The sequence below is a fragment of the Streptococcus infantis genome, from assembly GCF_047460825.1.
Lineage (GTDB): Bacteria > Bacillota > Bacilli > Lactobacillales > Streptococcaceae > Streptococcus > Streptococcus infantis_V.
Genome location: NZ_JASHFO010000005.1, coordinates 1 through 24,342, shown reverse-complemented (window position 1 = coordinate 24,342; position 24,342 = coordinate 1). Strand labels below are relative to the sequence as shown.

Genomic DNA, 24,342 nt, shown 5'->3' with positions numbered 1-24,342 from the left:
TCCTCTACTTTTTCTGCAGCAACTGCAATTGGAGTTTCATCAGCTGAAACTTGGTTTGCACCAGCTACACTTGCTCCAAATAAGACTGAGCAAGTGCCGATAACTACAGAGCAAGTTCCAACGGTAAATTTTCGGATACTGTACACTCTTTTTCGATTCCAATGATCTTTTCTCATAAGATCCTCCTTATATTCGTAACCGCTTCCAATTTTATGTAAGCGCTCTACTTTTCAGTAGTATTTTGCTTCTATTTTATAAAATAATATAAGAAAATTCAATAGAAGTCCTGTAAAAATCATACTTTTGATTCTTTTTCCTATAATTTGTAGAAAACTTTAAAAATCTGAATGTACATTTAGTGAATGATTTTACTAAAAAAGGCGGTGGGACAGAAATCGATAGACAAAGTCTCGATTTCGTAGTCCCATCCCCGCGAGGATGATTAGGAGCTTTTTGGAGTCTAATACTCAATGAAAATCAAAGAGCAAACTAAGAAGCTAGCCGCAGGCTGTACTTGAGTACGGCAAGGCGACGCTGACGTGGTTTGAAGAGATTTCCGAAGAGTATAAAAGACGAACAAAAAGTTCAATCAGCTACCGCGTCGAAGTTTGATTGCTAATAAAAAGTGAGGTCGGGATCTTTTGTCCCAACCTCTTTTACGGACTATCACACTGATATTTCCTATTAGATTATTGACTAGATTTCCCCTTTTCCAAAAGCTTGACCATCTCATCTTTACGTTCTTCTAACTCTGCAATTTGCTGCAGCAAAAGCTCTGAAAAATCACAATTAAGCTCTTCAGTTTCACCACTATTATAGCAATCCAAAGCTACTATGTGATTGTCCTTATCAAAGCAGAAAATCACATCTCCATCCCCGATGATAGATAGAAATGGAATATAGTCAACAAATCCTAAATCATGTAATTCCTTAGTTTTTATTCGAATGTCTAGGAAGTCTGGGATGCCATTTGCAATTCCCAAGACCTTGATACCTCGGCAGAAGGTCCAAAAAGGGGCTACATCGTAAGCCTTGGCTCTTGGCCATAGCTCTTCCCTGACTTCCATAAAGAGATCTCCCAGAGCTGACATGGTGAATTCCCTGAAATCTTCTGGCAGACGAATGCCGTATTGATTTTCAAAATCCTGAACATCTTCTTCCGATGGTTCATTGCCCATGCAGGCGACAACTTGATAAGTTTCCTTATCATAGTGACGAAAATAATCATAAACTTCCTTGAGTGCCATTATTTTAATCCTTTTTACTCAGAAACAGTAACTACAAATCCATCAGGTAAGATGACTTGATGTCCATCTTCAAGCTGGCAATGACTAGCTAAATCAACTGAATCTCTATCTAAAACAAAACTCTCAGAAGACTGGTTAAAGATGGCTTGAACTTCTTTCCCTTCATAGTTCCATTTCAAAGCTAGAACATCTGGTTTCACTTCTTGCAAGCTATAGGAACCATGCTGGATCATGCTTGAAATTTCCTTACGGACCTGAATCAATTGCTTCATGAAATTCAGCATATCATTGTCCTCAGACACACGGTCCCAAGGCATGACACGACGGCAGTCGGGATCTGGTCCACCTATTAATGCAAGCTCTGTTCCGTAATAGATACAAGGAGTCCCTTTTTGAAGGTAGAGGAAGGTTAAAGCAGCCTTGACATGTTGCACATTGCCTTTGGCAGTTGTGAGGATACGCTCTGTATCGTGAGAATCCAGAAGGTTAAACATCACCTCTGAGATTTGTTGCTTGTAGTACATAGACTGGCTGTTGATTTCTGAAATAAACTGCTCTGTCTTTTTATGCTGACGCAAGAAATAATCCTTGATACTTTCAGAGAGTGGGTAGTTCATGACCGCATGGAACTCATCCCCTTGTAGCCAAGGCTGAGACGTATGCCAGATTTCACCTAAAATATACAAATCAGGCTTTTTAGCTAGAACTGCCTTTCTAAAATCTTTCCAGAACTGATGGTCAATTTCATTTGCAACATCCAAACGCCAAGCATCGATATCAAAATTTTCAATCCAGTAGGTCGCAACACTTAAAAGATAGTCCCTAACCTCCGGATTAGCTGTATTCAACTTAGGCATATAGCTAGCAAAGGCAAAAGTATGATAAGGGAGTTGTCTTGGATTCTGAAGTTTATCCTCAGTAACTGGGAATTCTTGTATATGAAACCAATCTTTATAAACTGAGTTTTCTCCATTTTTTAGAACATCCTGCCATTGGACTGACTGGTTGCCAATATGATTAAATACCGCATCTAGCATAATCTTGATACCACGTTTGTGGGCTTCCTCGACTAGATTACGAAAGACTTCCTTGTCTCCAAAGTGACGGTCAATTTCAAAATAATCCGTCGTATCGTACTTGTGATTGGTCGTTGCTTCAAAAATTGGACATAGGTAAAGTCCAGTGATTCCCAAATCTTTAAGATAGTCTAAATGGTCAATAATCCCTTGTAAATCTCCACCAAAAAAATCATCCATGTTAGGTGCAATGACAGCATCCCACTCTCGAGCTCCATCTGGAGTCAAATAAGGATTTCCATTAGCAAAGCGTTCTGGAAAAATCTGATACCAAACGGTATTTGAAACCCAGTCAGGAACCTGGCAACCGTCAATTTCGTGAATATAAGGAAGCTTGAAACCATTTCCTTCAGCATCCAAGTTTTCTTGAGTATGTTCTACACAACCCTTATCTCCATAAAAGACACCTTGACCTTCTTTATCAAGGAGCTCAAAGAGATACTGAATCCGTGCAAAATCAACAGAGACCGTAACCTGCCAATAATCAAATAAAGCATCCGAGGTTACTTTAGTCATTTCTTTCTTGGCTTCATACTTATCCTCGATGAAGATAAAGGGATCTCCATAATGTAAAATGACCTGCTGGACATCATCTTTCTTGGTTCTGATTCGGATATGTAGCTGACCTTCTTTGTAAAGATAAGCATACTCTGATTCTGGTCTATGATAAATGGCTGTTAATTCCATATTTTGTCTCCTAAATAATCATCATCAACAAAAACAAAAACGTTTTCATAACTAACAGAACTAGTATACTATTTTAAGATTCGATTTGCAATTTTTATACCAGTTTTACGATAGATATATAGATGGACAAGGGTAAAATTGAGTAGACTCTTTATGAGCTTTAAAAAGAGAGTTTCCATGAACCGGAAAACTCTCCATCATTACGAATCAGATGATTAGAATAAATGCTATCTGATATCTTTAATCTTCTAAAATGAAAATCTCTTCAACATGTAGTTGTAGCAACCTTGCAATTTTCATTGCTAGTTCAAGTGTAGGATTGTACTTGTCATTCTCGATAGCAATAATGGTTTGTCGACTAACGCCTAATATTTTTGCCATATCTTCCTGACGTAGTCCTTCAGACTTTCTTAGCTGTTTGATATTATTTTTCATACAGCATTAGTCTTTCTGAAAACAATAAATGCCAATTGCCAAAACTACGATAAGGATAACAACCATCAAAAATATTCCTTGAACAAGTTTATTAGGTTCTTTAAAATCTTCATCACCATCAATCATTTTCTGTTTTATGGCAGTTTGTGCAAATCCTTGAACAGAAATAGATAAACATAAAATCAGACATGGTAACATTTCAAGTTCAATGCCTTTTGTAATAGATTGATAAATATTAAATACTGTCCACCCACATAAGCCAAATAGAGCCGTTTTATAACCCCATTCCTCAGAACGTAGCTGAATCGCTCTGTCCATTTCATCCATTTTTCTCATAGTCCTGTTCCTCCAATCTGTCAAAACAATGTCAAGAGCTCTTTACATTTTTTATTATACTCTAAATCGATAAAATGTCAAGATGTTTTAACATTTTTAGGCTTTTTTGTTTTCTTCTGTTCTAAGAATATTTCTAACTCCGATTTACAGCCTAGTCAATCCGACAAAGGGCAAGTTCTTTTAATCCTCTGTCGTAAAGGAAGGTTAAACAAAAGTTGTCTGTCATATTTTGAAGCTTGTGTTTACTCATTCCTCTAGGCAAGGCTATAGCGCACCATTCTCTTGTTGCCAGAGAAAATAGCTTTTGCTTGCCCTTCCAATCATCATTCTTAAATAGGGGGCTCAGGATCAGATAAGGCGAATCCGTAAAAATTCCATTGACACCAGCTTTTTTACCTAAAGCCTTTAAATGTTCAGATTCTAATAACTTTTCGATAATACGACCATCACTAGAGATTTTAACAAGAGCATAATAGTCCATGCCCCATTTATTGACGGAGGTTTGGCTTTCTCCAGAGCTAAAGGCATAGAGGTCTTGCTGCCAACATTTCATACTATCGATTTTAGGACTAGCGTCCGAGCCCCTGTCGTGGTGGTTTAAACCTTTTTTATCAATATGCGAATAAGTGGTCCACTTCGCCTGCTTTTTCTCTCTATCAAATTCTAAAAGGGCAAAGTTTCTTGCCTGATTGGTATAAACTTGATCTTCAAAACACACAGGGATCTGGGTGCTATCTGATACTATTTGAAAATATCTCTCTTGTGCTTTTTTAGGAAGTATACTTTGCGGATCCTGTATGGCAATGATTTCTGGATGAGAAAAATCACCAGTATAATAGACTATTTCCTTACCAGCCTTGATGATGCCAATATTTTGTCCATCTGTAAAGAGTAGAGGCTCTTCCTCCCAAACATGGTCACAATCCCAAGCATCTATCTCCTTCACACCTAAAGGTGATACTTCAATCAGACAGTAGCGATTGAAAGTTTCCTTCTCACTGGTTAAGACAAAGGCTCTACCATCCTGTAACATGACAGAATTGAGAACACTATTGTAGTCCTTGTCTAGTTCCCATTTATTCAATAGACTTAACTTTAACTTCCCCATTTTCTCTCTCCTAATCCATCACCACTCGTTGATGGCAAATAGAATGGCTGATCTAATATTTCTTAGCAATTGATCTGAAAGTTCATCGTATTGTTGACCAAGTCCCTTATCTTGTGCCAGCCATCCAGGTTCATCATTCCAGGAGCCCATTCCTCCAAAGACATCCGCTGCACTTGCGGCTCTAAATATATTTTGATTTTGTGGCGGAATTTGAGGCTCCTCTAGCACCTTAGTAGCATCAAGGTCAAGGAGATGGTTTCTAGCAGAGTGAAAGACTTTTGCAAAGTTGTCACATTCAATTTTAATTGCTAGATTTTCTATACGAGTCAATATGTCCTTAAATTCTTCCAGATTATTTTCATAGTGAGGAATGTCTTGAGAAGACCTTTCCCATTCATACTCGGTGTAGGTAACATCCCAGCCTCTGCCTGGAGAAGCAGATTCCCAATTTGGTAGGAAATAGCTTGCCTTCCCATCTTTATAAAAACAGAGAATTGCACTCTGTGTTGTATTGGAAAATCCTAAAATACCTCTGTTTTCAACTGAAATAGGACAAAATAATTTTAAGTCCTTCAAACCTTTTTCCTTAAGGTTTTCAAACCAATCAGATACAGAAAGTTCTGTAGCTTCCCCATTTTCTGACGGCAAAATTTGAAAGCTCAACTTATTTGTATATTTTTCAGGCTTATAGCATATTTCTTTATCATTTTTTAAAGCCTTCCTAGCTGCTGCCACGATACAGGCTATCTGATACATTTGTCCGTTCATATGATCTCATCCACTATCCCTTTAATCAACTCCGTAAGACTTTCTGCTACATAGATAATTTCATCAGGGTCATGGATGTAGCAAATAATCTGCCCTTCCTGCCCCTCCTGATCTGGATCAAAATCCAGCATAAGATAACAAGAGTCACAATACTGGGCAAAAGGAAGCCATTTTTTATTAAAAAGATAGGGCTTTATTCTACTATCACGCATATTTTCCAGGTCTTGTCTAGAAAAATAGTCGGGAAATTCGGTTAACCGAGCATCTCTATTTTGAAAGTACTTTTTACAAGTCTCAATTTCCTGTAGACTCATGAGAGAAAAAGTCAAATCTCTCTGGTCAATTACACAAGGTAAAATAGAAAGGTATTTACTCCCATTTTTGTAGCTATAAAGCTCTTTGAAGTCACTAGGTAGACGAACGCCTAATATTTCCTCAAAGACTTGAAGCTCTTCCTCGGAAGCACCAGAAATGTCCTGATAGTCTTCCAGATATCCTTCCCCTACAGGATCATCCAAATCCCAGTCTTCAAAACACTCACAAATATAAGTTTCTATTTTTTTAACTTGGTCAATTAGTTGCATAATCCCACCATGATTTCTTTATTTTATCTGTCTTCCAATACTTTTTAGCGCTTATAACTTGTTTTTTCTAGGAGAAGGGGGTCAGGATTTTGCTTAATCCAAGCAATAGCTAACTGACACAGGCGGTCTAGGCGAGGCTCGTCATCAAAATCTTTCCCATGAACTTGAGCAATAAGCTCTTTAGTCTCTTCCAATTCTTGATCTGAAAGAGGGATTCCTAGAGACAAGTATTGAGGCATAGCCTGAAGCATTTTTCTATAGTCCCTGTCCCAGTTGACCCCACCATTGCGATCCAGCTCATCTCGGACTCGACCTGGTATACGGATAACTTCTCCCTGAACAGTTTTGGCTGCTCCACTCGAAGGGATCAAGAAAGACCATAGTTCCTCATATTGCTCCTCCCAGCTACCTTCTTTTACGAGAATCGGAGAAACTCCATCGTGGGTTATTCGTTTGGCTACCGGCTTGACATCAAACAAAGCATAAAGTTTTTCTAGACCCTGATCTGCTGCTTCTAGATAGTCGGGATTGATCCCTTCTCTATGAAATTCAAAATCCTTACCGATATTTTCAACCTTTTCTTTCATAGCAGATGTTTTCTTAGCACCTGCATCCAGCAGCATAGAGGCAATTTCAGCTGTTTGGGAAATATAGATTCCCCGACAGACAGTGAGAACGGAATCTAGTGGAGTCTGTCCTCTATCATTCTTAGGGTTAACATTTGCTCCCTTTTCTATGAGAAGTGCAACGGTCTTAGGATGAAAAAACTGAGCTGCCATATGCAAGGGTGTATTGCCATAAGTATTGGTTTTTTCAATGTCTGCACCCAATTCGAGCAATAGTTTTACAGTCTCTCTTCCCATGGTTGCCTGACGGTACAAAGGAGTCGCTCCATAATAATCTGGGACATTAATATCTAAGCCTTTTTCCACCAGCCAGATAACCAATTTATCTGGGACTTCTCCCATATGCAGAGGTGTACATAAGCTAAATCTTCCATCATGAGCGCTTAATTCACAACGATCATAGACTGCTTTAAGGGCTTCAATATTTCCTTCATCCATTAAATCCTTAAACTCTTTTGGTAATGTAACTCTTTTCTTTGCCATTTTTAGTACCTTTCTTCTGATTCAGCATCTAGGGCAAGCCATTGAAGATTGTCAACAGTTTTCAAAGTCAGGACTTGTCCATCATAATCATTTTTCAACTCAAGACCGTTTTGCTAAATAGATATATGATTGTACCAGTGGTCTAGGCTGGCGTATTCCCCCGTATGAATGTTGATGAGCATACTGGTTATCGGATTCCACGTTCCTTTCTTAACAGTTTCAGCTAAAAGGTAGTAAGCGTCTAAGAATATGAGATTTCTCCCATAGATCCAAAAGGGCAGATCAAGCCCCAACAAAGGCAACTTGGCAGAAAAAATCGCATCACCGTGTGGTGGCACGGTTTCATAATGAAATTCTATCTCACTGCCATAATAGGCAATCAAGGCTCCCTGACATCCGATATTTTGAGGAATTCCTTCCTCGGCTACTAGAAATTCCATGACTTGCTCCTTCTATTTTCAATCATAAAATCCGACCAGACTCTGCCAGAATATCAAACTAGACTCATGGCCTTTTCTAGTCATCAAGTGGATAAAGTCACTTTCACAACCCTTCCAAACTGCAGATTGAGCCGTTCCCATGGCTCTAACAAATGCTAGAAAATCTGGTGACAGCCATATTTTTTCATCATAGGTCATCTCTGCATCAACAGCATAGACAGTCCCAATTTTACAATCCAGCAAAATAGTGTAGGGATCTCCATTTGCAATGATGATCAAGCCTCTTTCTTGTAGAGTCGAGTAATCGTGGTATTCCAAATTGCGATTGATCAGCCAAGTCAGGCTAGTGTCGTCCCCATATCCAAACTGGTAACTTAAAAAACCGATCTGCCCCCAGTTATAGGCCAGAATATATTTCCTAAAAATCGGATCCAAATCTTGGATTTGAAGTTTGCTTTTCAAACGATCAAATTCGGACACTGGCAAATCTGTTTTATTCAGGACAATCCCTTCTCTTATCTCAGAGTCCAGCCCTTTTGTTTCTTCTTGGGTAAGGAAAATGATTTGGTCAATTGTCAATAATTCCATTGTCGACCTCGGACTATACATAGAGCATTATCTGGGGTAATACTCAATGAAAATCAAAGAGCAAACTAGGAAACTAGCCAAAGGCTGTACTTGAGTACGGCAAGGCGACGTTGACGCGGTTTGAATTTGATTTTCGAAGAGTATAAGCTAGCTGGTTTGTGACTTCATTTATCTAATGACCTTTCTTATCTCAATTATACTCCAAAACTATCCAATAGAGATAAACTACCAGTATTTTCAGGGATTATTTTTGATGTACAACTCCTCCTAATTAAAGTAAAAAGCCATTCCTCAAGGGAACAGCTTCATCACTTAAAATTAAAGGTTTCCCCAGCTAACTTATCTGCCAACTTGGGAAAGAAGGTGTAAAACTTATGGGCTAGATTGAGCAGGATTGGAAGATTGAGTTCCCGCTTGTTTTTTCCTATGGTTTTGACAATCTTTCTAGCTACTGCATCTGGCTCGAGTAGGAAACGGTCAACCGATTTTAGATAACTGCCATCTGGGTCAGCTTGGTCAAAAAATCCTGTACGAATCGGACCTGGATTGACCGTTGTCACATAGACTCCATAGTGCATGAGTTCGAGACGCAAAGCGTTTGAAAAACCAATAGCAGCAAACTTGGTCGCTGAGTAAAGACTGGACTTGCCAGTAGCTATCAAACCTGCCATGCTGACGATATTGATGATATGCCCTTTTCGCATTTCCTTCATACGAGAAGCAACTAAACGAGATAGGTTCATGAGAGCAAAGGTGTTAACCTCAAACATCTGATGAATATCTTGATCAGAAATCTTATCAAAATCCTCAAAAATCCCGTATCCTGCGTTATTAATCAAAACATCAATCTTACCATAACGGAGATAGAGGTCAGCTACCAGTCCTTCTAAGGCTTGACTATCGGTAATATCGATTTCGACCAATTCTGCATGTGGATGATTTCCGTAGAGTTTACTGAGTTTTTCCTTGTTTCTACCCAGCAAAATCAATTGATCATTGGGCAAAAGTTTGACCATTTCTTGGGCTAGACCTCCGCTAGCTCCTGTTATGAGAACAGTACGCATACTTTTCCTTTCTCGAGATTCTAGATTTCCACTTCTTCTAGGTCTTTAACCACATGGACGTTTTCAAAAATTGTTGCCGCATCTCTTTTGAGCTGGCTAATGTCTTTTGAAAGGAAGCGTGCACTGATATGGTTGAGCAAGAGTCGTTTGGCTCCTGCTTCTACTGCAACCTGAGCAGCCTGCATGTTGGTTGAGTGTCCGTGATTGCGGGCAATCTTTTCGTCTCCCTTGCCATAAGTCGACTCATGGACAAGAACATCTGCATTGACACCGAGACGCACACTGGCATCTGTTTTTCGAGTATCTCCCAAAATGGTAATAATCTTACCAGGTCGTGGTGCTGAAATATAATCTACTGCCTTGATCTCTGTGCCGTCTTCAAGGACGACATCCTGACCGTTTTTGATTTTTCCAAAAAGAGGGCCGAATGGGACACCAGCAGCCTTAAGTTTCTCAGCATCCAAGGTCCCTTCTAGATCCTTTTGCATGACACGATAACCCACACAGAAAATAGTGTGATCCAACTCTTCCGCATACACCGTGAATTTATCTGTTTCAAGGATTTTCCCAAGAGAATCTTGGTCAAATTCATGGAAATGAATCTTATATGGCAAACGTGATCCAGACACACGTAGACTAGTCAAAACAAAAGACTTGATACCTTGGGGACCATAGATTTCCAAATCTGTCTGCTCTTCATTAGCCTGAAAAGCACGACTAGAGAGAAAACCTGGCAAACCAAAGATATGGTCTCCGTGTAAGTGGGTAATAAAGATTTTGCTGACCTTACGTGGTCGAATCGTGGTTTCCAGAATGCGATTTTGCGTTCCTTCGCCACAGTCAAAAAGCCAGACTTCGTTAATCTCATCCAAGAGTTTCAGGGCGAGACTTGAAACGTTGCGGGCTTTAGAGGGCTGACCAGCCCCCGTTCCTAAAAATTGAATATCCATTCGATACTTTCTAATTAATCAAAATATAACATAGCGGTGCGGTTTTCTGAGCGATAATAAAACTTACCAGTATAGGCTTTAGCTTCTTGTAGCAAATCCTCTTGACTATAACCTTTGAGACGCTTGCGACCATCTGCCAAACTTTCCAGATCTGTCAAAGCTGTGAGATTTTCTACACTAACAACTTCCTCGTCTCCGACAGCCTTCATGTAAATCTTTCCAGACTCCTCAAAGACCAGCTGGTGAGGAAAAATTTGCGCAATCTCAAAAAGTAAGTCATCCGTAATTGCTTCCTCAGCTTCTGAGAAAATCCTACCCAGACCTTCTTTCTCATAGCAAAATCCAAAGGATTTACCTGATAGATTGAGACGGATAAAGGGTTTGCTTTCTTCAGTAAAACTTGGTTCAGTATTGTAGAGGTTCAGTTCCTGGCTGACTTCCGCAAAATAATCTGTCGCAGCTTGAGGACTTTTTTTCTGGTAAAGTTCTGCAAAGTAGGCATTCACTACGCTGGGTGGAGGGGTGATGAGAGCTAGTTGCTCCTCTTCAGACCTACCAGCTAGAAGCTGGTCCAAATATACCTTGTCTAGACTTGTATAGCCACCATACTTGAGGGCCAACGATTTGATATCAGTCATAAAATTCTTCTAATCTCCATTTATTTTTCTCAGCAATGTACCCTGTGATGACCTCGCCATCATCTTGGTAGTCACGCTCTTCTAGGATAGCAACACTCTCTAAATCATGAATCTTGTAGGATTTAGAAAAAGGCACGCGCAAAGTAAAGGGTTCAAAAATTTCTTTGATCTTATCTAGCAATAAAGCCTGCAACTGTTCTCGACTATCTTTAGACTTTGCCGAAATCAATGCATAAGGCGTTTGAGTAGGCGTGAAATCCTCCACCAAATCCGCTTTATTATAAAGGGTCAAGCGAGGAATATCCTCCATGTCCAAGTCTTTCATGATGGAAAGAACTGTTTTTTCATGTTCCTCATGGTAAGGATTGCTGGCATCGATAACATGAACCAAGAGGTCTACATGCTTACTTTCTTCCAAGGTAGATTTGAAACTTGACACCAACTCTGTCGGCAAGTCTTGGATAAATCCAACCGTATCAGTTAAAGTCACCTGAAGATTGCCCCCCAGATGAATACTTTTAGTCGTCGCATCCAGAGTCGCAAAGAGCTCATCTGCCTCATACTGGGTCTTGCTAGTCAAGGTGTTCATGATAGTTGACTTTCCAGCATTGGTGTAGCCAATCAAACCAATCTTAAAGGTACTTGACTCCAAACGTTTTTCTCGAACTGTCGCTCGATTTTTCTCAACGACTTTGAGCTGACGCTCGATATCTGTAATTTGGCTGCGAACGCTTCGACGGTTAAGCTCCAGCTGACTTTCACCTGGACCACGGGAACCAATGCCCCCTGCCTGACGGCTAAGCATAATCCCCTGACCAACCAAGCGAGGTAAGAGATACTTGAGTTGCGCAAGATGAACTTGAAGCTTTCCTTCATGACTTCGAGCTCTCATGGCAAAGATATCCAAAATCAACTGCATACGGTCAATAACCTTGACCCCGAGAACTTCTTCTAAATTGACATTTTGACGTGGTGTCAGACGGTTGTTGACGATGACAGTCGTGATTTCCTCTGCGTCCACCATTTGAGCTATTTCTTCTAACTTACCAGAACCGACGAAGGTCTTGGAGTCGTATTTTTCACGTTTTTGTCTGTAACTATCGACTACAACCGCACCAGCCGTCTTAGCCAGACTAGCCAGTTCTTCCATGGAGAGGTCAAAATTATCCATGCCCTGGAGTTCAACACCAATCAGCAGGACTCGCTCCTCTTTTTTCTCCGTTTCAATCATTTAAAAACTCCTCAATCTGGTTTAAAATACGGTCTTTTACACCAGATTCTCCTATCTGATAAAAGGTCACCTGCATACGATTACGGAACCAGGTTAGCTGGCGCTTGGCAAAACGACGGGTCGCCTGTTTAAGACTCTCACTAGCTTCCTCCAGGCTCTGCTCTCCACGAAAATAAGGAAAGAGTTCCTTATAGCCAATTCCTTTAGCAGCTTGAACATCTGGATAATGGTCAAACAGCCACTTGGCTTCATCCAATAATCCAGCTTCAAACATCAAATCCACACGGTGGTTAATCCGTTCATAAAGCTGACTACGCTCATCATCCAAGCAAATAATCAGAGGTTCATACAAGGTCTCTTGATTTTCCAAGTCTTGACCAAAATGGGCAATTTCCAAGGCACGCATGGCACGACGACGATTAAACTGGGGAATTTCCAGGCCTGCTTGATCCACCAGATGGGCTAACTCCTCATCCGAAAAAGGATCTAGACTAGCACGATAAGCTAAAATGTCCTCATGAGGTGTCGCCCCACCTAAATGATATCCTTCTAGCAGACTCTGGATATAAAGTCCTGTCCCACCAGCAATAATAGCGAGCTTACCTCGATTTTGAATATCCTCAATGGCTGCCTTAGCTTCTGAAACAAAATCAAAAGCCGAGTAAGACTCGGTTACCTCTCTCACATCAATCAAGTGATGAGGAACACTTGCCTGCTCCTCTGGACTAGCCTTGGCTGTCCCAATATCTAGTCCTCGATAGACTTGTTGGCTATCACCACTAATTACTTCACCATTAAAACGCTTAGCAACTTCAATGGCTAGAGCTGTTTTTCCAACTGCAGTCGGTCCAACAATCACAATTATTTTTGTTTTCATCTTTTTTCCTTGAAAAATTCCCATTTTTTCGTTACTATTATTATATCACAAAAAGGTCAGTCAGAAAAATGCGACCTCTTGAGGTAGCTGGCTGATTTATAAGTTAAAGGAGGAATACTCATGGCTAAAGGATTCGCTAAAGGTCTTGTAACAGGTATTGCAGGAACTGTCGCTGCAGTTGCAGGTGCAGTATACGCAGTTAAAAAGAAAGTGATCGAACCAGAAGAACAAAAAGCAGCTTTCATCGAAGAGAATCGTAAGAAAGCAGCGCGTCGTCGCGTATCACACTAAGCAACAAAAGAAGTTGGAAATTCCAACTTCTTTTTCTATTCTTTTATACTCAATAAAAACCAAATAGGAAACCATGAATCTAGCCTGGTTTGAAGAGGTTTTCAGAGAGTATTAAATTGCCAAGTCAAACTTCAACTGCGGTTTCACTGGATCGTAGTCAACCAGCTCAAAATCCTCTGCTTTAATATCAAAGAAGTTGGTTTTGTCTGGTACATTCAAGACCAGACGTGGTTGGCAGTTTGAAGGTTCACGACGAAGCAATTCCTGAGCTTGTTCAAATTGATTGTCATAGATGTGAAGGTTATTGATAAAGTAGAAGAATTTCCCAACCTTCCATCCAAAATGTTTAGCAATCATCATCTGAAGCGCCACATACTGCATGGCATTGATGTGGTGAGCTACCAGCATATCATTAGAACGCTGGGTCAAGGTGGCATCCAGATAGATGTCCCCATCTACTCGACGGACATCAAACATGGTCTGAAAGGCGCATGGTAGAAGGCCATCTGTCTCCTCAAAAGCTTGATAATCCCAAAGTGAGATGATATTGCGACGGTTCCAAGGATTGGCTTCCAACTGTTTGAGAATCTTGTTAATGATGTCATGCTTCTTAACAACAGCCCCATAACGTTCCCCAATAGTCCCTGTATCTCCAACTTCCCAGTCATTCCAGTAGTGAACATTGTACTTGTCATTGAGAACTTCCAAACTATTGGTCTGGTCTTGGTAGATCCAAAGTACTTCCTTGATGGCTGATTTGATTGCGATGGGGCGCAAGGTTGTGATGGGAAATTCCCCCTTAGACAAATCGTACTCCGCAAAAGCTCCAGTTACATACTTAGAGTTAGCCACTGTTCCATCCTTATACTTGGGACGTGCTTGCTCGGAAAACACACCCTCATTCAAGATTCGCTCGATATTTTCTTTAAAAATCGTATCTGCTTTTGTCATTTGCTATCACCTCATTCATTGTCTTAACTAGTATAGCATAAAAAAAGAAAGGAGGAAAATCACTCGCTTACGGAAAGCAATTTTCTCCTTTTTATGTTTATTTATTGCAAGACAAGTGATGCTGCTCCGATAACTCCAGCGTCATTTCCTAGAGTGGCAAGAGCTAGCTTAGTTGTTGTGCGAACTTGTGGGAAGGTATTTTCATCATAAACCTTTTGTACACCTTGGAGAAGGAATTCTCCCGCAGCTGATACACCACCACCGATAACGATTGTTGATGGGTTTAGGATTGAACCGATGTTGGCACATGCAATACCCAAGTAACGTGAGAAGTTACGGTAAACGATCAAGGCAAGGTCGTCTCCTTCTTTTGCCAAATCAAAGACAGTTTTAGCTGTTACTTCTTCTCCGTCATCAATCAAGCGTTTCAACTCTGCATCGCCTTCGTATTCATCTGCGTAACGACGAGTCAAGTTAACGATACCTGTCGCTGAAGCTACTGTCTCAAGACAGCCTTTTTTACCACAAGTACATGCGATTGGTTGATCAAAGTCAACTGTGATGTGTCCAAGTTCACCAGCAGCACCTGCAACACCGTGAAGCAATTTACCTTCTGCTACGATACCGCCACCAACACCTGTACCAAGTGTCATAAAGACAACATCTGGTTGGTTGTCACCAGCACCCATCCAACGCTCACCAAGAGCTGCAACGTTGGCGTCATTGTCAATGAAGAATGGAATACCCAAGGCTTTTTCCATTTTTTCTTTGATTGGTTGAAGAGTTTTCCAGTTGAGGTTATAGGCACCGATAACAGTCCCTTTTTCACGGTCAACCACACCAGGTGATCCCATACCAATTCCACGGAAATCTTCAGCAGACAATCCAAGCAAGCCCAAACGGTGTTGAATAGTTTCAATCATATCGTCTACGATATGGCTTCCTTCATCCAAAATGTTAGTCTTGATAGACCATTTTTCTTGGATTTCTCCCTCTTGCGTTAAAATAGCGAACTTGATAGAAGTTCCACCAAGGTCAATCCCAATAATCTTTTGACTCATCGTCTTCTCCTTATCCTTAATTGAAAATGCTTACAGTACTAGTATAACAAAATCTGCCATTCAGTGCAAAGGTTTGCATTACTTTTCCAAACTTTTTTCTATTCTATGGTTTCCACAAACCAGAAGCATCTACATAATAGCGTCCGCCATCCACTCGCTCATTTTTTGCCATTTTACCATCCGATTTCAAATAGTAATTTCCTTGCCATGCATTGCGAGCATAAGATCCATCTGATTTTAAGTAGTACCAAGATTGGTAAGAAGAATCATAGACCCACTCACTCTGAGCCATTTTACCATTTGACTTGAGGTAGTATGCACCTTGCCAAGTATTATGCGCATAAGATCCATCTGATTTCAGATAATACCAGGCTTTGTAGTAAGAATCATAAATCCATTCACCCTGAGCCATTTTACCATCTGATTTGAGATAGTAACTTCCTTGCCAAGTATTGCGGGCATAAGATCCATCTGATTTGAGGTAATACCAGGCTTGGTAATAGTTATCGTATACCCACTCATTCTCAGCCATTCTTCCATCTGACTTGAGATAGTAAGCACCCTGCCAAGTATTTGTTACTGGTTTCCCATTTTCAGAAAAATAGTACCAAGATCCATTCTGACGAACCCAGCCACTTACAGCTGCTGCACTAGGAGCAGGTACTGCACTATCAGGTTCTACATTGTTGTTAGCTTGAGATGCACTCGTCTTTTTCTCTTTTAAAACACCCTGAGGCGCATTCTTCGATTCACAAGCGATTCCATCATGATCCTTATCCAGAGTGGCAGAATAACCTGGTTCTCCCTTATGAATATCTGCATATCCATTCTCCCAAGCTTCCTTACAGCTTGAAAAATGGATACTTTCATCTGCCACAACAGGTTGTAAAAACAAAGCTAGGGCAGGTAAAGAAGCTAAGCCTAGTTTTAATAAATGACGTTTGTTCATGATTTTCTCCTAAAATTATAATGTCAATCTCAATATTATTTTATCAAACTTGTTTCAGCAATTCAAGAAAACTTCTGGTTAATTCTGCAAACTCTTTTGGTTTTGCCTTATTCAAGACATGAGGGCCGTCAGGGATGATCTCAAACTGAGAATCTGGCATCAGTTCATGAATACTTTTCATTGAACTGAGATTAGGCTTATCCTGACTACCACAGATCAACAAGCTTGGATAGGGACAATTCCGTGCAGTCTCTCTTAAATCAAGTGTTTTTAATTCCTCGGATACTCCAACTAAAAGCGATTTGTCTGCTCCCTGCTTCTTAAATATCCTTTTTGGGAGTAGTTTAAATATCAGCAACTGAATGTAAAAAGGAATGTTACCTGCTAGTTTCAGTGGGCAACCTGACAAAACCAAGGCCTGAAGGTTTGGTATATCATAACTTGAAAGCTCCAATGCAAGGGCAGCCCCTAAGGACAAACCGATTAGGACAAAAGGTTCTGTTTCCACTGTTAAGCGCTGATAAATGCGCTCCTTAGCTTCTTGGTAGGTAGCAACTCCGGAAGGAAATAAGTCTAGGGCTTCAGAGGGATAATCTGCAAGCAACTCTTGCACTTCTTTCCAACTCTCCGCTGACTGACCTAGGCCATGTAAAAATATTAATTTCATTTAGTTCTCCCTTACTGACAACTCATATAAGCCCCTTACTGCATTACAAGCATAAATGACTTCTGCCTGTTTCAAATCTTCTACGGTCAAGATTTTCTCTTCTATCCGCTCACTCTCAAGCAAATGATTTCGATAAATCCCTGGTAAAAGACCTAGCTGACTAGGAGGTGTATAGAGCTTGCCATCCATTTTTAAGACCAGATTTCCAATAGAGGTTTCTAGCAGTTTTCCATCAGCAGTGTGATAGATGATTTCCTGCTCTCCCACTGTCAAATGCGGTCGGTGTGTCGTCTTAAAGTAGGTAAAGGCCTGCTGCAAATCAGCTTCTTGCAGACAAAGTTTAGCCTGACAGAAGCTAGAACTAAGTGGTGTCAATACTTGTCGATCAATTTCTATTTCTCCAGACTTGCTGAGACTGATTCGCAAACGGTAGTCTTGATGGAGGTCACAAGCTTGGCACTCTTCCTCTATCTTTTGTCTCAAGTCTTCTGCATCAAAAGGAAAGGCAAAATAACGACTAGCCTTTTGTAGTCTTTCTAGATGTTGATTTTCAAAGAGAAAGGTTTTCTGGCTGATTTTCCCTGTCGTTATCAGTTGAAAGCGAGGCTGTTTTCGGTAAAGAACAGCAGCCTTTTGCTGGACTTCACGGTATTCTGACTTCCAAGTACTATCCCAAGTGATGCCACCACCAACTCCATAGATGGCTTGCCCTCGATGCAGTTGAATGGTACGAATAGCCACATTGAAAATCCGTCTTCCATTTGGAAGTAGGAGACCAACAGTTCCACAGTAAACTCCACGCGCTTGTGGTTCCAAGTTCTTGATAATTTCCATGGTTGCTATCTTGGGAGCTCCTGTGATGGAGCCACATGGAAAGAGCGATCGGAAAATTTCAACTAGGTCAATATCCGGTCGTAACTGACTCTTGATGGTCGAAGTCATTTGCCAAACTGTAGAATACTGCTCTACTTGACACAGACGCTCCACATGCTCACTTCCGACTTCAGAAATACGGTTCATATCATTGCGCAAGAGGTCCACTATCATCATATTCTCTGAGCGATTTTTGGAATCTTGCTCCAACCAAGCGGCCTCTTTCAAGTCGTCATTGTCGTTCAGACCCCGTTTAGTCGTCCCCTTCATAGGGCGAGTCGTTAATTCACGGCCATTTTGCTCAAAAAAGAGTTCTGGACTCATGGAAATCACTGCCATGTCGTCATGCTCTACGTAAGCATTGTAACCAGCTTCCTGCTCGACAACCATACGATTGTAGATAGCAAAAGGATTGGCAGACAACTCCTGCTTGAGTTGAACCGTATAGTTGACCTGATAGGTATCTCCTTGTCGTAAATGATGATGAATCTGAGCAATTGCCTTTTCATAGTCCTCAGCAGATGTTACTTCCTGCCAGTTTGATGGCAAATCCACCTCCTCATAAGTCAGAGGTATACTTGATTTTTCTACACTTTCATGAACGGTGAAATAGAGGAGATACTCTCCTAACAAGGGACCTGAGTGTACTACTAATTTTTTCTCAAAAGCAGGTGCAGCCTCGTAGCTGACATAACCAACTACATAATAGCCATTCTCTTGGTAGCTTTCCACCTGTGCTAGCAAGTCTGCTACTTCTGCTAAATCTCTCGTTTTTAACTCTTTGATAGGCTTAGTAAAGGTGTATCGCTCACCCAAAGCCCTAAAATCAATTACTGTTTTTCTATGCATATCCTAAGTATACCATAAAAGCCAGACCCCAACAGGAGATCTGGCAATTTTAGTCTTTGAGAATGATAAAGTAGATGTCACTTTCTAAGAAAATCTGAACATAGCATCCTCTTTTATCACACCGACTTTTTATCTATCCTTTAGGAAAGAGTTCAGATGAAAATGCATCTGTCACCTGCAATAGTTTTTGGAAGACTTTTTTCTTCAGAGCTACTGTATAATTGGCAACTGAGCCTCCATACTTGAAGTTTCGGTAATCCGTTTCTACTGCTTGGTCAAACAAGTCTTGCAATTTCTCGTAAGAATCAATTTGCTGACCATCAATTTCAAAACTATGGATTCCTCGTTTTGCCTTAGCAATAATAGCGTCAAACCAGACCTTCTTCCATTCTTCCAAGTTCTGGAACTTGCCTTTCGAAACCTTCTGGATAATGAAATCATCCCCCAGGGTATCACGTCCCTCGCTCAGCGCCTCATCCTTGTATTTATTAGAAGCATAGCCTAGGAAACCATTTTCGTAGCCATAATAACCCCACATACGGAAGGCATTATGCTTGAAGGAGATGGCTCCTGGAGCTCCCTGACTTGTATTACCACCATAGATAGCATCTACCATCTTGACATTGACATAAGCTGTCTTGAGTTCTTCTGGTCGGTAAGTTCCCTGATAATGCCTATTGGTGATGATGTTATGTTTGATGAGGTCATCTACAGAATTTAGCTGAGTCTTGGCTTCCTCATCTGTCAATGGACGGACATAGTCCCACTGGTTTGGAGCAAGGAGTTTATTATCTTGGTCCTGATAGCGCATTTGCTTGGTCATCTTGCTGAACCAAGCCTTCTTCAAAGCCAGATCATTCTTAGCGAGGACTCGTTCTCCTTCCAGATAATCTAGAAGCATCAAGGCCTCATTATAACCTTTCATGTAGTGGTCAATCTGCTGGCGTGTTTGCAACTTGGTCGGATCAGGATTGTACCATTGGTCCCCATCATTTGGTCGCATATAAGCCATATTGAGCCCGAGAGCGCCATATTCACCCTGATGACCTTCCTCAGCCGGTGACTGGAGCATACCCTGAGCATAGGCTTCTACATAGGTTCCTTCACGATGTTTGTATCCCCCCAGATAGACAATACGATCGTTGACGTGCGTTGTCTCATGGGTGTAGACAGACAAGCCATACTCACTCATCATGTCAATTTCTACAAAGTGAACAGCATCTCTGGCATTTATCTTTGGATAGATAGAGGCATAGGCTCCTAGCTTATTGTCCTTATAGTAGCGACCTGCTGGTCCAAATACTTCACGAATCGGTGCGTAGTCTGCCATACCACTAGTATGTCCATAACGCTCTACCCAGCCACGTCCATCAACGCGATAGCCTTCCCAAACTGGTGTAGCTACATTAAAGTCACTCTTAACCATACGGTCTTTGACATCATCAGCGGCAAGTCGATACCAGAAATCCAAGTAAGTCAACTGACGATCCGCGACTAGATCAATGTCAGCCTTCATCTGGTCTATGGTTTTGCCAGATTTATCAGCTGATCCGAAGGTAATGGTATTGTAGTTGGAAATCAGGAACATCTGTGCCTTCTTCACATTCAACAAAGGCAGAATCATATTGCGATGCAACCAGTTATTCAGATTGTCATAAGCCCGATGCTTCCGATTTGCAATTTCTTGATTCTTAGAAGCTCTCTCTACTATGTACACATGGCCCTTGGTAGCATTCACAAACCAGTCATTCATATCCTTGTCAGTCGTCAACAACTGTCTGTTGTAATCTAAGAAGTCATGTAAATCTTCAGTTTTTGTACCCTTGGCTAAGACTCTGGCAAAAGTTTCATGAGTCTGGTCGCCTTTTAGGTTACTTTCTCTTGAACCGAGTTCAATCAACCGATCTAAGATATCCACATTTTGGCCATAAAAATCTGGTTTAAAGAGCATGAGTTCTTTCAGATTGTAATCGGCAAATCGGATACCATAATAGCGATTGAGATAAGCAAGTCCCAGCATGATAGCAGACTGGTGATCCTGAACTTTTTGCTTCAAGGAAGCCATGCTAGCGGGTGAATCATTCCACTGGTAATCCAGATTGGTGAGTAACTTATCAACCAGAGTTCCCAGCTGCGCTTTGACTTCTGCAAAGCTTTCTTCTAGATACCAATTCTGCACGGCCTCAACCTTCTTATCAAGGCTAGTGGTTTGATCATCTAGAATGCGATAAACCCCATCAGACTGTAAGTCCACTGTTTTCAGGATAGATGTTAGCTCTTTGGCTAGGGTCGAACGGTCCTTAACTAGCATATCTGGAGTATACAGCACATCCAAGTCAGCAATCTTGTATTCCTTGATGGCAGTCAAGCCAGAATTTTGTGAGGTGATTGCAAATACATCCTTGGTCTGATCTGCATAATGAACCATGATATGGTCTGCCGCTGACAGGTCCGTCACAAAGTCTTGTCCCTTCATGGCAATAACAGAGACTACCCTTTTCTTGGCTAGATTGTGATCAAGATCAAGCTTGTTCCCTTGATTAACGATCCATTCTTTATTGTAGAAAGGTTGCAATTTTTCAAGGTTGCGATAGGCTTGATCATGGTGACTATCATAATCTTGGATATCCTGATAAGCGTATTCTTTTACATTAGCAACAGTAGCTGAATCAGTTCTTGACTTAGCCAAGTAGTAGCTATAGCCTGCTTCAAAGGTTTTCTGAGCATTACGTTGAATCAAGTCAGTTGCCTCAGCAGTCACCTTGTAATACTCTTTTCCGTTTATTCTCTCAGTTTGAATAGACTTGATGGCTAAACGGCTGGTCTTATGATCTTTAGAGCTGACCTTGAGGTAGTAGCTTTCCAAATCACTTGGTGCTTCCGACAATTGTTGAATCTCAGTCTCTCTGCCATTGTCAACCTTGATAAGGCTTGTTTCCTTGATATCTTTTATTTCCAGCTTTTTAAGCTCTAGACGGAGATTTTTGTCTTCAAGCAGAGTGCTCTCCTCACCCTTACCACGATTAAAGACCATCTTTGTAGATATTGTGTAATCCGTATAAAGTTTTAGATTCTCAACTGTTGCTTCCAGCTGATCACTCGTCAAGTCAAGAGTCCGATCCTCTAACCCCTTGGCTTTGATAGTGGCACTAATTTTTGAGACGGTAACGCCATCAGCCTTATTCAGATTATAACTTAAGCGTGCTGAACGGCCCATAGAATTTCCAGTAATAGTAGAAAGAGTTAGGACTGGTACAGGTTTGATCTCTACCTTTTTCTTACTACCACGGACAATGATCTGATCTTTAGCTTCTCTTAAAATTCGTGTTGTTTCTTTGAGTTCTGAGATACGTTTCCCATCTTTTTCCTCATAGCTGGTAACAATCTCTTTCTCACCATCTTGACCGACTTGCTCGATTCTTGTTTCACCGACAAGCATGTCTGGATCAATCTTTTCCCTAGTTTGTTTAGGAATCAACTCTTTTCGGACTTCAATATGTAAAGTCGGGTTTGTATCTTGAACGAGCGCTTCAGTAGCATTCACACCACCACTATAGCTAGGGATTTCCTGTTTCAGAGTATCAACGGGAACTGCACCACCTTCATAGTCTTGTAAGGTTTCAGCTACTGCTCCTTGGCCATTAACACCACCCTCAAATGTTGGTTTTGTTGGCTCGACTAAGGAGTCACCTGATACGCCACCTGTAAACTCTGGGATTTCCTGTTTCAGAGTATCAACGGGAACTGCGCCTCCTTCATAACCTGGCAAGGCTTCAGCTACTACACCTTGACCATTGACTCCACCTTCAAATGTTGGTTTAGACGGCTCAACCAAGGATTCGCCCGATACACCGCCTGTAAAGTCTGGTTTGTCGTGGACTTCTGGGATGCCACTTTGACTGCTAAATTCTGGTTTATACTCAGGCAAAGCTTCAGCTACTGCTCCTTGGCCATTAACACCACCTTCAAATGTTGGTTTAGACGGTTCAACCAAGGATTCGCCAGATACACCACCTGCGAACTCAGGGAGCTCCTGTTTCAAAGTATCAACGGGAACTGCACCACCTTCATAATCTGGTAAGACTTCAACTACTGTACTTGGACCATTGACTCCACCTTCAAATGTTGGTTTAGGTAGCTCGACTAAGGATTCGTCGGATACGCCACCTATAAAGTCGGGTTTGTCATGGACTTCTGGCACGCCACTTTGACTGCTAAATTCTGGGGTATACTCTGGCAAGGATTCAGCTACTGCTCCTTGACCATTGACGCCACCTTCAAATGCTGGTTTAGACGGTTCAACCAAGGAGTCGCCAGATACACCACCTGTAAAGTCTGATTTGTCATGGACTTCTGGGACGCCACTTTGACTACTCAATTCTGGGGTATACTCTGGTAAAGCTTCAGCTACTGTACCTGGGCCATTGACTCCACCTTTAAATGTTGGTTTTGACGGCTCAACCAAGTATTCGCCTGATACTCCGCCTGTATAGTCTGGTTTGTCGTGGACTTCTGGGATGCCACTTTGACTACTCAATTCTGGGGTATACTCTGGCAAGGCTTCGGATACTGTACCTTGGCCATTGACTCCACCTTCAAATGTTGGTTTTGACGGCTCAACCAAGGAGTCGCCTGATACGCCACCTATGAATTCAGGAATTTCATGAATAGCTGCTTGATTTACTGGTTTTGCAGGAATTTCTGGATTTTCACTAGATGTTAGATCTTGCCCTGCTCCTCTTAAATCTGACTCTAATAAATAGCCAATATAGTCATAGCCTTTAATGTCAATAATCCCTTGAGAGAAACCATCTGCAGACACAAGGGTTTTAGTCTGATCATAAGCTAGCAAGTTCTTGTGTTCAAAAGCAAATACTTGATAAGGTAGTAATAAACTCTTACCTACAGAAGCAATCAATAACACTCCAACTATCTTAGAAGGTTTTTTCTTTGAAAATAGGAAAACCACTAAACTAGCAGTCAAAAGACCAAGACCAGCCAAGGGGAAGCTGATAGATCCAGTTTGAGGTAAGACGGCTTGTCCCTGCTTGCGATAAACTAGATAATAGTTATCTTGGCTCAAATCTTGTGGCAATTCATGATGAATGAGTTCACGTTCAGCAGCTGTCAACTCCGATTCTGCTAAATAGTGAAAGGAAACTTGCTTGGTTTCATCAGCCTGAACCAGTTTCGGTTCAAGTGTTCCTCCAATAAAGGCAAGTCCAATCAATACCGAGCTCACTCCCATGCTCAGTTTACGAATGGCAAATTTTTGTAGCTTTTTTCTATCTTCCATGTCAGCTTTGTTCTTGTCCTTAAAGACATCTCCTTTATTCCGTTTTCATAATCTTATTATAATATTTTGTTGTTTTTTTTACAAAATATTTTCGAGATAAATCGAACATTTTTTGAATAAAAAAAGGTTCAGCTTATGCTCAATGTCATTAAGTTAAGAAATTCAAATACAATTCTGTATTTGGGTTTCTTTTTTTATGTGCTAAACTGATAGTTAAGGAGGTACTTCCCATGATAAAACAGATAAAAGCCCACTTGAATAAGAGTA

Annotated in this window: 22 protein-coding genes and 1 pseudogene; 1 reads left to right on the top strand and 22 read right to left on the bottom strand. The window is 41.0% G+C overall.

Going from position 1 to position 24,342, the window contains the following annotated elements:
- Positions 1–8: 8 nt before the first annotated feature.
- The 16 genes and pseudogenes from QM911_RS02540 to miaA form a co-directional block, all read right to left on the bottom strand.
- A pseudogene (locus tag QM911_RS02540) lies at positions 9–176 on the bottom strand (YSIRK-type signal peptide-containing protein); the annotation flags it as partial.
- Positions 177–689: 513 nt separating this feature from the next.
- Positions 690–1,247 carry an SMI1/KNR4 family protein gene (locus tag QM911_RS02535; protein WP_414313015.1) on the bottom strand — a complete coding sequence of 186 codons (558 nt, stop codon included), beginning with the start codon at positions 1,245–1,247 and terminating at the stop codon, positions 690–692.
- A 14-nt stretch (positions 1,248–1,261) separates the two neighbouring features.
- The gene (locus QM911_RS02530) at positions 1,262–3,010 is read right to left on the bottom strand and encodes a glycoside hydrolase family 13 protein (RefSeq protein ID WP_414313014.1); all 1,749 of its coding nucleotides are present in this window, start codon (positions 3,008–3,010) and stop codon (positions 1,262–1,264) included.
- Positions 3,011–3,250: 240 nt separating this feature from the next.
- Positions 3,251–3,445, bottom strand: coding sequence for a helix-turn-helix transcriptional regulator (locus tag QM911_RS02525; RefSeq protein ID WP_033584559.1), 195 nt, complete (start codon positions 3,443–3,445; stop codon positions 3,251–3,253).
- 6 nt (positions 3,446–3,451) lie between these two features.
- Positions 3,452–3,781 (bottom strand): hypothetical protein, encoded by a 330-nt coding sequence (locus QM911_RS02520; protein WP_373093926.1) that lies wholly within the window; start codon positions 3,779–3,781, stop codon positions 3,452–3,454.
- A gap of 151 nt (positions 3,782–3,932) precedes the next feature.
- Entirely contained in the window at positions 3,933–4,814 is an 882-nt protein-coding gene (locus QM911_RS02515) for a hypothetical protein (RefSeq protein ID WP_414313013.1), read from the bottom strand.
- A gap of 93 nt (positions 4,815–4,907) precedes the next feature.
- On the bottom strand, positions 4,908–5,657 hold the full coding sequence (locus QM911_RS02510; protein WP_414313012.1) for a hypothetical protein: 750 nt from the start codon (positions 5,655–5,657) through the stop codon (positions 4,908–4,910).
- Complete coding sequence (locus QM911_RS02505; protein WP_414313011.1) at positions 5,654–6,241, bottom strand: SMI1/KNR4 family protein; 588 nt, start codon at positions 6,239–6,241, stop codon at positions 5,654–5,656. Before QM911_RS02505 ends, QM911_RS02510 begins: the two co-directional genes overlap by 4 nt.
- 44 nt (positions 6,242–6,285) lie before the next feature.
- Complete coding sequence (locus tag QM911_RS02500) at positions 6,286–7,350, bottom strand: ankyrin repeat domain-containing protein (RefSeq protein ID WP_414313010.1); 1,065 nt, start codon at positions 7,348–7,350, stop codon at positions 6,286–6,288.
- Between the two features lie 113 nt (positions 7,351–7,463).
- Entirely contained in the window at positions 7,464–7,790 is a 327-nt protein-coding gene (locus tag QM911_RS02495; RefSeq protein ID WP_414313009.1) for a hypothetical protein, read from the bottom strand.
- 18 nt (positions 7,791–7,808) lie between these two features.
- Positions 7,809–8,378: an SMI1/KNR4 family protein gene (locus QM911_RS02490; RefSeq protein ID WP_414313008.1), complete on the bottom strand. Its 570-nt coding sequence runs from the start codon at positions 8,376–8,378 to the stop codon at positions 7,809–7,811.
- Between the two features lie 308 nt (positions 8,379–8,686).
- Entirely contained in the window at positions 8,687–9,442 is a 756-nt protein-coding gene (locus QM911_RS02485; protein WP_414313007.1) for an SDR family NAD(P)-dependent oxidoreductase, read from the bottom strand.
- Between the two features lie 20 nt (positions 9,443–9,462).
- A complete protein-coding gene (gene rnz / locus QM911_RS02480; RefSeq protein WP_414313006.1) occupies positions 9,463–10,392 on the bottom strand; it encodes a ribonuclease Z in 930 nt (309 codons plus the stop codon).
- A gap of 14 nt (positions 10,393–10,406) precedes the next feature.
- Entirely contained in the window at positions 10,407–11,030 is a 624-nt protein-coding gene (locus QM911_RS02475; RefSeq protein ID WP_414313005.1) for a cystathionine beta-lyase, read from the bottom strand.
- Positions 11,023–12,261, bottom strand: coding sequence for a GTPase HflX (gene hflX / locus QM911_RS02470; RefSeq protein ID WP_414313004.1), 1,239 nt, complete (start codon positions 12,259–12,261; stop codon positions 11,023–11,025). The genes QM911_RS02475 and hflX overlap by 8 nt, the downstream gene beginning before the upstream one ends.
- Complete coding sequence (gene miaA, locus QM911_RS02465; RefSeq protein WP_414313003.1) at positions 12,254–13,138, bottom strand: tRNA (adenosine(37)-N6)-dimethylallyltransferase MiaA; 885 nt, start codon at positions 13,136–13,138, stop codon at positions 12,254–12,256. Before miaA ends, hflX begins: the two co-directional genes overlap by 8 nt.
- 120 nt (positions 13,139–13,258) lie before the next feature.
- Here miaA and QM911_RS02460 point away from each other — a divergent pair, with 120 nt between their 5' ends.
- Positions 13,259–13,429: a DUF3042 family protein gene (locus QM911_RS02460; RefSeq protein ID WP_001051776.1), complete on the top strand. Its 171-nt coding sequence runs from the start codon at positions 13,259–13,261 to the stop codon at positions 13,427–13,429.
- Between the two features lie 111 nt (positions 13,430–13,540).
- On the opposite strand, the gene QM911_RS02455 is transcribed toward QM911_RS02460, so the two are convergent.
- The 6 genes from QM911_RS02455 to QM911_RS02430 form a co-directional block, all read right to left on the bottom strand.
- Positions 13,541–14,380 (bottom strand): thymidylate synthase, encoded by an 840-nt coding sequence (locus QM911_RS02455; RefSeq protein ID WP_414313002.1) that lies wholly within the window; start codon positions 14,378–14,380, stop codon positions 13,541–13,543.
- A gap of 101 nt (positions 14,381–14,481) precedes the next feature.
- A complete protein-coding gene (locus tag QM911_RS02450) occupies positions 14,482–15,441 on the bottom strand; it encodes an ROK family glucokinase (RefSeq protein WP_000078556.1) in 960 nt (319 codons plus the stop codon).
- Positions 15,442–15,544: 103 nt separating this feature from the next.
- Positions 15,545–16,390, bottom strand: coding sequence for an excalibur calcium-binding domain-containing protein (locus tag QM911_RS02445; protein ID WP_414313001.1), 846 nt, complete (start codon positions 16,388–16,390; stop codon positions 15,545–15,547).
- Between the two features lie 43 nt (positions 16,391–16,433).
- Positions 16,434–17,057 (bottom strand): alpha/beta fold hydrolase, encoded by a 624-nt coding sequence (locus tag QM911_RS02440; protein ID WP_414313000.1) that lies wholly within the window; start codon positions 17,055–17,057, stop codon positions 16,434–16,436.
- On the bottom strand, positions 17,058–18,779 hold the full coding sequence (gene pabB / locus QM911_RS02435; protein WP_414312999.1) for an aminodeoxychorismate synthase component I: 1,722 nt from the start codon (positions 18,777–18,779) through the stop codon (positions 17,058–17,060). It abuts the gene before it with no gap.
- 133 nt (positions 18,780–18,912) lie between these two features.
- Positions 18,913–24,075, bottom strand: a complete 5,163-nt coding sequence (locus QM911_RS02430) for an SIALI-17 repeat-containing surface protein (protein ID WP_414312998.1) — start codon at positions 24,073–24,075, stop codon at positions 18,913–18,915.
- Between the last annotated feature and the right edge of the window lie 267 nt (positions 24,076–24,342).